Raw genomic sequence first — 9,350 nt, 5'->3', positions numbered from 1 at the left:
CCCCTTGGTGGGCGTCCAGAAGGGGCGACGTGGTGGTCGCGGTCGGGCAGCATCAGCCGAGAACAAGCCGGTGCCGCCGTTGCAGCGCGTGTGCGTACTGGCCGAGTCCGCCCTCGGACACCAAAACGGTCACGTTTGAACCCTGTGGGGTGTCAGAACTCGGCCACCGGTGGTGACCTGGGCTTTTAGGTGGCTCGTTCGTACTCGTTGATCAGGCCGCCGAGGACGGGCCTGCGCTTGATCTGTTTCTTGGTCAGGTCGGCGACGGGGTGGTCCGGCCGTGGTGGTTGAAGACCGCGACCGCGGTGGGGTCGTCGTCGGTTGTAGTGCCGTGCGTACTCGGCCAGGACAACGCGCAGGTGCCGCTCACCGAAGATCAGCATCCGGTCGGTGGCCTCGGTCCGGACGGTTCGGACGAACCGTTTGTTGGACGACATCGACGGTGCGACGCAGTTCGGAGGCGCGGACGAGAAGTCCAAGCCTCCGATCGTCATCCGCGCGCTCTCGTCGCTTGTCATAGAGCAAGCGTAAGGGGTTGGCTCGTCGGACTGCGTCGACTGGGCCGGCGGGCGGTGTGGTCTATCGCCTGCCCCTGGACGCAGTCCCGAGCGGCCTGCTGCTGTCAGTGCGGTGGGGCATTCAGCCGACCGTGGGCAGAACCGCGGAGGTTGGAACCCACTTCGACGTCAGCTACCAGTTCGCGCAGCGGAGGATGTTGGGACCGCGCGTCTACGTGCAACGCGCCGTCGCGCACCAAAACAGGGCCTCGTGACACTGCCAGCGCCCTACGGCGCTGGGTCGGCCTGTCCGTCGAGCGCGGTGTGGGTGTCGGCGCGCAGCTGGGTGACCAAGCCGCGTGCGGTGCCGGTGCCGACTTCCAGCCGCTTGCGCAGCGTTTCCGCGGAGATCGGTCGTTGATGCTGCTGCTAATGCAGCACGTCCTCGGCGCGGGCCCGGTGCAGCAGGTCCTGCCTGCGTGCCTCGCGCGCGGCTTCGCGTGACAGCGGGCCCCTGACAGCAGTCCCGTCGCGCAGCGGCTCGACGGCGGGCGGGGCCACCGGCGGTCGACGCTTGACCATTGTGGGGGTCGGGCTGTCGGCAGCCCGCGGTTCGGCCGGGTGTTTCCGCCACCGCTGGCTCCTGACTCCGCTCCGGCCTGGCTCGCTCCGATGCTCGCCTCCGGCCGTCGTTCGGGGCCTGGCGTGCGCTGACACCGTGGTCACAACGCACGGTGGCGATGCGACCGGAATTTGCCGTTTTCCCCACCGCATCGGCCCACCTGGTGCAACGATCTGGTGGCCGGGTGGTGACGTGTGCGCGGTTCACGGGGGAGGGCGTTGGTCATGTCTCCGCCAGAGCGACCGCACGCCCACCATCCGACGGCCCGACAGACTGGCGTGCCAGGTCAGGCCGAGGCGCGGGAACAGGCCAAGACGCCAGGTCAGGCGGACGTACGTAGCCTCGCCGACATCCTGGCCGTCGCTCCGTGGACGGATCTGGAACAGCACATCGATCAGCTCCGTGAGCGGGTCGACCGCGCGGTTCTCGCGTCACATGCGCGGCGGGAACAGTTGCGCGCCGAGATCCTTGCCGAGAATCCTGGCCTGCGGAGCCTCATTCGACGCCCCTCACACGAGGCATCGGCCTGGGCGAGGGACCTGCTGCGGTCCGGTGTCGTCGCTGCCGCCGACGGCACCCTGGCGGCGGTGCCGCTGCTGAGCGGGACGAAGATCCAGATTGGTGTCGTCGTCGTGACGAACACCGGTGAGTCCGTTCGGCTGGTCACCCGCGTCTTCGAGCACGAACTCACCGCCCAGGGCGACACTGCCCGGGAGTTCTTCGACAACCTGCGCAAGGTGCATGGTGGTTCCAACCTGGCCAGCCGGGCGCTGATGCTGTTCGGTGAACGTCAGATCCTGCTCTCCCAGGATGCCGACTGGCGGCTGATCCACGGCGAGCTGATTCCCTACGAACTGCGCACCGGTGTCGGCCTGCCGCGGGAGAACCTGCCGCCGGTCTTCGAGCTCACCCGGCGCTACGTGGCCGACCAGCAGTTCATCGCCGTCAGCGAGAGCCCGGAGGACCTCGACGTCCTCAACGCCGGGGCCATCCTGGAACCGGGCGAGTACATCGAGCTGCGCACACTCTCGGATGACCTGACGATCTTTCTCGACGGGGATTCCGACTCCGGGGTCACGAAGGCGGGATTCAATACCGTCGACCGCGGCAACTTCCGCAGTTTCATCGGAGAGGTCGGTCCGGAGGTGACCATCGTCTTGCTGAAGGCCGGGCACAGGCCATTTCTCCTGGAGTGCCACCGTGATCGGGTCGAGCAGGCTGCCGCGCTGTTCCTCGCCGACGCGCTGTGGACCAGGGGCCTCCCGGACGCCGCCGCGACGGCGACGGCCCGCGGGTTCCCGTTCCATCTCGACCTCGCCGACGCCGTCGCCCGCACCATGTTCCGCGCTGGGGAGTTCCGCGACTTCGTCGAGGCCCGGCTGATGGAGCTGGGGGTGGAGAACGGCCTGGTCGATCTCGATCCACGGCGGACCCGCGGATGAGCCCGCGCGATGCCGACGCCGACGCCGACGCCACGCGGCGTCCTGACTGCGACGAACGCGGCGTGGAGCCCGCCGACGGAACGGAGCAGGCAGAAGAGCGCGGGACGGAGCCGGGCGACGGGCTGGGGACGGAACCGGCCGACGAGCGCAACGGCGAACAGGAAGAAGAGCCGGAACTGATGGAGGAACCCGAGAACGCGGACCCGGCGGGCGAGAAGACCGACAACGGCGAGAACGGCCCGAGAGGAGCTGCCACCGACGCAGCCCGGGAGGATCTGGCCGCCTCGCTGATAACGCTCGGCTTCGTCGCCTTCGACGGCCAGGGCACCGACAACACCAGCAGTGGCGTGCTGGTCTCCGAACAGCTGCGCCGCCATTTCCGGCGCGATTCCTACGTCGGCGTCGACGATGCAGAGCAGGGCATCATTTTCCTCGGCAGGGTTGTAGAAGGGCCGTTCCACAGCCCGCACGAGATCGGCAGCGACTCGGCTATCAGCCGGACCACGCTGCTGCACCCGGACCGGACGATGTTTCGCCCCACCTACTACGCCTCGGGCACGATCGAGATCCTCGGTGAGGTCGGCCCAGACGAGTCAGTACGCCCGACGTCCACGAGACCACGGCCTTATTCCCGAACGTTCATCTACCCCGCGGACCGGCTGCGCCGCATGCTCGGTCTCGAAGGCGACATGCAGCTCGGCTCGCTGCTGGGCTACGAGGACGTCCGCGTCGAGGCGGACTCGCAGAAGAAAGCATTCCTCCCGCGCAACGTCGGCATTTTCGGCACTGTCGGGTCGGGCAAGTCGAACACGACCCAGGTGTTGATGGAGGAGGCGCTGCGGGCGGAATGGGCGGTCGTCGTCATCGATGTCGAGGGCGAGTACGTCCGCATGGACCAGGGAAACGACGACGATGCGCTCGCCGCCCTGCTGCGCGAGCAGTTCCCCGACCGCCTGCCGCGCGGGATGCCCGATCTTCGGGTGTATGTGCCGAACGCGGGGGAGACCGAGGCGTCGGACGCGATGACCTTCAAGGTTCCGATCGCGGATGTCCCCGACGAGATCATCGCCGACATCATGGAGTTCAGTGAAGCCCAGGTCCGTATGTGGGGTGCGGTGACAAGCCAGGCGAAAAGGCTCGCCGAGACGGCGCCACGCCGATCCCGTCTGGGGGTTCTCGACTCGCCACCGGGAAGGTCCCCGAATGCAGCGGCGGCGTCGGATACCGGCACGGCGCGGGGGCGCCCTTACACGCTCAGCACCCTGATCGACGGCCTGACCGAGGACCAGAACGGAGCGCTCCCGCTGCTGTCCGCCAAACTGAGCCCGGCGGAGAAGAGCACCGCTTCAACCCTGCGGAACAAGCTGTTCGCCCTTGCTCGTTCGGACGTGCTCGACTGGGGCCGTACCAGATCCGTCCCCTACCTGGCGGTGGACGACCTGCTCGTCCCGAAGCGGCTCAGCGTCCTCGATGTCAGTGAGACCAACGACACCGCCCGCAACATCGCCATCGCGTTCCTGCTCCAAGCTTTGTTCGAGCGCGTGATCGAGGTCCCGAAAGGCACCGCGCTGGGCCCGGGGCTGAAGGGCCGACCACCGGTACTCGTCGTGATCGAGGAGGTGCACACCTTCGTCTCGCGGGCGAGCGCGGGCCGCATGCGCGCAGTGCTCGACCAGCTCCAGGTCATCAGCCGGCGTGGGCGCAAACGCTGGATGGGCCTGGCCCTGGTCTCCCAGCAGCCGGGGCACGTTCCCGAGGAGCTGTTCGAGCTGGCGAACACCCGTTTCATCCACCAGTTGAAGTCCGCCGGCAACCTCGCCCCGGTACGCGCGACCACCGGCGGGGTGCATGAGGCGCTCTGGTCGACGGTCCCTGCCCTCGGCCCCGGCCAGTGTCTGCTCACCGGGTCGATCTTTCGTAACCCGGTCTTCGTCCAGATGCGTCCGGCCCGCTCGCGGCGCATGCACACCGCCTGACCCCGTCCGGTGCCGACCCGAGTGAACAGCATCCGGACGTCCGAGCCCGCGTCCGTGTCTGCCTTCTGGCAGTGGGAGCGGGGCGAGCAACCTGTCTTCAGCCCGCGGCGCGCGGCTGTGCCGGCGCCTGTCCACGCCCGGCTGCCCGGCGCGCGGCCGGATGTGGTGCTCGGCTGGTTCCACCGCTACCCGGCCCGCTTCGCCGCCGACGTCGTGGTCTCCATGCTGGCGCAGGCCGTGGCGGAAGCTGACCGCCCGGTGGAAGCCGTCCTCGACCCGTTCTGCGGCACCGGCGCGGTGGTCAGCGCGGGTCGCCAGCTCGGCTTGGCCGCCGCTGGCCTGGAACTGACCACCCTCGGCGCGACGATCGGACGTCTCCGCCTTGACCCACCGCCGGACCTCCAGACTGCGGTGGCGCACTGCGAGCAGCTCATCCGTCTACCGCCGGCGGCGGTCTCCGCTGTTGGCGACGAACTGACCGGATGGCTCGGCGAGGACAACGCACGCCTCCTCACCGCCTGGAAGCCGGCCGTGTTGGCCATCGAGGACGAACGCCTGCGCCGCTTCGCCCTCGTCGCGCTCTCCCAGTCGCTGCGGCCGTCGTCCCGCTGGCTGGCCGACTCAGTGAAGGTCACCGCGGACCCGCATCGAGTGCCCATCCCGCTGGCGCACAGTCTGCGTCGATGGACCCGTCAGATCGCCCGCGACTGCGAGGCCGAACTGGTCGCGTTCGAGGCGGCCCGCCATCCTCCCGCGGCCGGCACCCGTCCGTCCGCGGTAGTCCTTCATGCCGACGCCCGCCACCTGGCCCTGCCTGATGCCAGCGTCGACGCGATCGTGACCTCACCGCCCTACTTCGTCACCTACGACTACTTCGACGTCCAACGCTTGTCGTACCTCGCCTTCGACTGGCCGATGCGACGTGACCTGCAGATTGGCGCGAAGTACCGGCAACCCCCGGCGGCCGGGCACATCTGCCTACCGCCTGCCTTCCGCTCCTGGTACGAGCAGGATTTCCGCTCCGAGCGCACAGTTCTCGGACGTGCTCTGCGGGCCTACGTCGACGGTCTGCGGTGTCACCTCTCCGAGGCTTTCCGGGTGGTGGCACCAGGCGGTGTCGTCGTCTACTCCGTCGCCAACACCGTCCGTGCCGGCCGTGTCTTCGACCTGGCCGGCGGATTCCGAGAGCTGCTCACCGAGGCCGGCTTCACGGACGTCCACGCGGCCACCCGCGTCCAGGAGGGACGGCGCATCCTGCCCGCGGGCCGCAATCCCCGCACGGGCCGGTTCACCGGCGGCGTGGGGAACGCGGGCGTCCGCGAGTACGTGGTGCTGGGCCGCCGCCCCTGACGAAGGTCACGCCAGGCATCAGCGGAGACCGCGGCCGTCCGATGAGCCGGACCGTTTCCAAGACGTCCGTCGGAGACCGAATCGCCGCCACGGCCATGCCCCCGGCCCGAACTCTGGTGACAAGTTCCGGGTCTCGCCGGAAGCGATTCGATCCTGATGTCCTCGCGGTTGACAGGCCACCAGATCGCGGCGTTCGATTTGTACCGATACATGATGTACTGGCTGGACCAGTGCTCAAGGGTCTTCTCAGGTACAGATCGGGTCACCTTTGGCAGTCTATACAGCTTTTTGCGGGTACATGGAAAGGCGTCTCTCGCCGCGCAGCGCGTGATCCATGCATTGTGGCACCCTGACTACTGGGTGATTGCTCCTGTGGTGATGACCCTGGACGCGGGCCGCGCCGAATCGCTTCATGCGTGATCGACGCCAGGATGAGGCGCTGCCGCCTCGCCGCCGGGCTTCGGGCTATCGCGCGCAGGTCCGCGCCCGAGGCGAGGGGCAGCGTCCGACCCCCGGAAAACCCGGTGCGCTGGTGTGGCTCGCGGATCATCATCTCTGCCGTGTGAATGCCAGTCCGATGGGGTCAGGTGATTCGCGTGCGTCGGCGTCGACCGTCAAATATTTTGTCGCGGTATTTTGGTTGGTGCTCCGGCTCTCTCCCAGGCGACGATCAGCTCGGCGAGGGCATTGACGGCCTGTGTCCATTCTTCCGGGGTCATCAGGACGGTCTCGATGCTGTCGATGGCCGGGCGTATGGCGGGTTGCCGCCGGGGTCTTGTGGTTGGGCTGTCCTCGACGTCGGCGGCCGAGTCGCTGTTCACGGCGTCCGTGACGTCGCTGTCAGGATCGTCCGCCATGTGCGGCTTTCGCCTCCGTCGATCGCTGGCCTTTGCTGTGGCCGGCATAACCTGCCGCGCCCGTACGGCGTGGGATGCCGAACGACGACACCTCGAAGCTGACACCGCCCGACGCGCCGGGCGCTGGGTGGACCTCGGCTTCGAGGAGCACGCCCCGCCAGGATCACCTCCTACTCGGGCTTGCGTCCTGATCTCGCGGCAGTGGACTACGCTCGGGCCACCTGATCATCGTGAGTGAGGCGACCCCGGTCGACCGACTGGGGTCCGGCACGAGGGGGTGCTTCGGAAGCGTGCTTGTCGGCGGGACGGCTCATGGCGGGACACAGTCTCTCGGTGATCGGTGACGTCCGGAGGTGATCGAGATGAACCTCGTCGCGCTCCTGAGGAGGCGCGTTCGCGCCCTCCGTGGACGCTGAGATCGGCTTCCGGGCCATACATCGAGCTGAATCATGTTCAACTTCAGGGTGCCGATGGACGATCGAGGGCTCAGCCCAGCTCGGGAGTCGAGTTCCACCTGCGGGTCTCCTGTATCGCAGAGATGATTCCGCGCGGCTGGTGCGCGGCGTGTCGTGGTCTGGCAGGTGGCCGTGTCGGTATTGACAGGTGGACCGCAGTCGCGCGGCTATAGCGTCAACGCTATGACCTGGGGTACCGTCGAGCTGGAACCGGAAGTTCGGGACTGGTTGGAACGGCTGCCGACCGCGCATTTCGCGACGGCCGCTTTCTATGTGGATCTGCTCGCCGAGCAGGGTCCGTTGCTGGGGGAGCCGTACACGCGGCAGCTCGACGGCAAGCTGCGGGAGCTGCGGTTCCATCTGGAGGGCCGGGCGATCCGGGTGACCTACTGGATCGCGCCGGGGCGGAGGGTGGTGCTTCTGACGGTGTTCGCCAAGTCGCGGATGAGGGAGGTCTCCGAGGTGTCCAGGGCGAGGCACGCGCTGGCACGCTGCCTGACAGGGCAGCACACGGTGGGCGAGGGTGAGGGGGGCGACGGCGATGGCTGAGCGGGCGGACTGGGCGGGGCTGAGGGAACGCCGGATGGGCGAGCCGGGCGCGCGCGAGGCATACCAGGCAGCCAGGCTGGCATTTGAGCTGGGCAGGTCGGTGCGGGAGCTGCGCCAGCGGCGCGCCTGGAGTCAGGCCGAACTGGCCCGCGCGGCGGGCATGACGCAGTCGGCGGTGGCTCGGTTCGAGGCCGGTGGCACCGTACCGACACTGCCTGTGCTGGAACGGCTCGCCGAGGCTCTCGACGCCGACCTCGACGTCCGCGTCGTCCCTCGTTCAGCGGCGTAGCGGGCGTCCTGGCATGCCACTCGCCCGCACGTGAGCCGGTGGTTTTCCGCCCGCCTCGCCGGGCCAGCTGCATGCGGCGAGTGAGACCCGGCCACGATCATGGTCACCAGACGGACCGCGGCGTCCGGACCCGCCAGACGTACGGAACGCGTGTTCGACTCGGGCGATGCTATTACTACTCGGGCGCTCACAGGGCGTCGCCCCTGGTCGGGACCCGCGCCGAGACCGGGCGGATAGTGATTTCGGGACCTTGAACCAAGATTATATCCGGTTCTTATTGTGGTGCGTTAGGTCCACCCAGATCGCCTGCGGCACAGGCACTTCTTATCACGCGGCCAGGCGTCCGATGCGCTGAACCCCACGTTTACCCCACGGTTTCGATGCTTGTCGTCATCGGTCGATGTTCCTCAATGGCGCGTGTCAGCGGATCCGGACGCAGTCACCGACACCCGTTATGTGACCTCCGCCGTTCCGCTGGAGACCGGGATTCCACCTCCCGACACAGGCCGAGGCACGGACCAGGTGGCGCTCTGTCGGCGCCCGGATTGTCCCGTCCCGGATGCGTGTGACGGCTTGCGGGCCTGGGATAGTGGTGACGGAGAGCCTCGGCCCTGGACAGGGCGGTGAGTCTGACCGGTCGCCCCCTGCCGTCCCTCGTGTTCCCGTCTCCCCTGGTAGAAGGTCGGGCCTGGAAGGAGTCCGACGCCCGCATGGCGGCGTTCGACGTTCTCGTACGGCTCGGGGTCGGGGCGCAATACCAGGAACTTTAGGTTCGAATCAGTACTGTGACGACGGTCGGTGGCGGTGCGGCGAGGTGCTTGTCGATGGGCTTCTTGGCGGGGAACGGGGTGCGCGTGGTGCGGCAGACGACGCGGGGGTGAGAGCGGGAGCGTTTCGGTAGGACGTGTTCGGCGATCTCAGCGGTCACCGCGGCCAGGATCCGGGCGGTCCGGCGGCGGGGAGAAACCGCCCGGCGCACGACCTGGCGCCGGACGATGCTGACGGTGTGGGTGAACGAGAGCCAGTCGGGGCCGACCCCGTCGACGAGCGCGGCGTCGTGGATCAGTTTCCGTAACGCCCGGTGCAGCAGCAGGACGCCCCAGACCTCCTGCTCGACCCGGTCGGGGGCGCGAGACCGTAGCACGAGCCGGCCGTCCTGCTGGTGGACCTTGACCTCGTCGAGCAGGGTCTCGACTTCCCACCGGTCCACCAACCGGTCCCCGCGTTTCTCCTTGACCTGACCACGTCTCGGCACCCACCGAACCTGCACGATCAGACACTAAGAGCGCCCGAGGATAGGGCGTTCGATCAGC

General features: G+C 68.2%; 7 protein-coding genes and 3 pseudogenes. 6 read left to right on the top strand and 4 right to left on the bottom strand.

The window, feature by feature from the left end; genetic code table 11:
* Positions 1–185 precede the first annotated feature (185 nt).
* Both MJ797_RS22580 and MJ797_RS22575 read right to left on the bottom strand, forming a co-directional pair.
* Positions 186–425: pseudogene (locus MJ797_RS22580) on the bottom strand (integrase core domain-containing protein); the annotation flags it as partial.
* Between the two features lie 360 nt (positions 426–785).
* Positions 786–983 (bottom strand): annotated as a pseudogene (locus MJ797_RS22575) (hypothetical protein); the annotation flags it as partial.
* Between the two features lie 360 nt (positions 984–1,343).
* Between MJ797_RS22575 and MJ797_RS22570 the strand changes: the two are divergent.
* The 3 genes from MJ797_RS22570 to MJ797_RS22560 are packed head-to-tail and all read left to right on the top strand — an operon-like array spanning position 1,344 to position 5,887.
* Complete coding sequence (locus MJ797_RS22570) at positions 1,344–2,561, top strand: hypothetical protein (RefSeq protein ID WP_239340957.1); 1,218 nt, start codon at positions 1,344–1,346, stop codon at positions 2,559–2,561.
* A complete protein-coding gene (locus MJ797_RS22565; protein WP_239340955.1) occupies positions 2,558–4,537 on the top strand; it encodes an ATP-binding protein in 1,980 nt (659 codons plus the stop codon). Before MJ797_RS22570 ends, MJ797_RS22565 begins: the two co-directional genes overlap by 4 nt.
* Before the next feature lie 21 nt (positions 4,538–4,558).
* Complete coding sequence (locus MJ797_RS22560; protein WP_239340953.1) at positions 4,559–5,887, top strand: class I SAM-dependent methyltransferase; 1,329 nt, start codon at positions 4,559–4,561, stop codon at positions 5,885–5,887.
* A 614-nt stretch (positions 5,888–6,501) separates the two neighbouring features.
* Here MJ797_RS22560 and MJ797_RS22555 read toward each other — a convergent pair.
* Positions 6,502–6,744, bottom strand: coding sequence for a hypothetical protein (locus MJ797_RS22555; protein WP_239340951.1), 243 nt, complete (start codon positions 6,742–6,744; stop codon positions 6,502–6,504).
* Between the two features lie 638 nt (positions 6,745–7,382).
* Here MJ797_RS22555 and MJ797_RS22550 point away from each other — a divergent pair.
* The 3 genes from MJ797_RS22550 (at position 7,383) to MJ797_RS22540 (ending at position 8,807) form a co-directional block, all read left to right on the top strand.
* Positions 7,383–7,748, top strand: a complete 366-nt coding sequence (locus MJ797_RS22550) for a type II toxin-antitoxin system RelE/ParE family toxin (protein WP_239340949.1) — start codon at positions 7,383–7,385, stop codon at positions 7,746–7,748.
* Positions 7,741–8,037 carry a multiprotein-bridging factor 1 family protein gene (locus MJ797_RS22545; protein ID WP_374582799.1) on the top strand — a complete coding sequence of 99 codons (297 nt, stop codon included), beginning with the start codon at positions 7,741–7,743 and terminating at the stop codon, positions 8,035–8,037. Before MJ797_RS22550 ends, MJ797_RS22545 begins: the two co-directional genes overlap by 8 nt.
* A 623-nt stretch (positions 8,038–8,660) precedes the next feature.
* Positions 8,661–8,807 carry a hypothetical protein gene (locus MJ797_RS22540; protein WP_239340943.1) on the top strand — a complete coding sequence of 49 codons (147 nt, stop codon included), beginning with the start codon at positions 8,661–8,663 and terminating at the stop codon, positions 8,805–8,807.
* A gap of 147 nt (positions 8,808–8,954) precedes the next feature.
* Here the strand turns inward: MJ797_RS22540 and MJ797_RS22535 are convergent.
* A pseudogene (locus tag MJ797_RS22535) lies at positions 8,955–9,244 on the bottom strand (IS4 family transposase); the annotation flags it as partial.
* Between the last annotated feature and the right edge of the window lie 106 nt (positions 9,245–9,350).

Origin of the sequence: Protofrankia sp. CiP3, assembly GCF_917627345.1 — a bacterium.
GTDB lineage: Bacteria > Actinomycetota > Actinomycetes > Frankiales > Frankiaceae > Protofrankia.
This window is presented reverse-complemented; position numbering and strand designations above follow the sequence as displayed.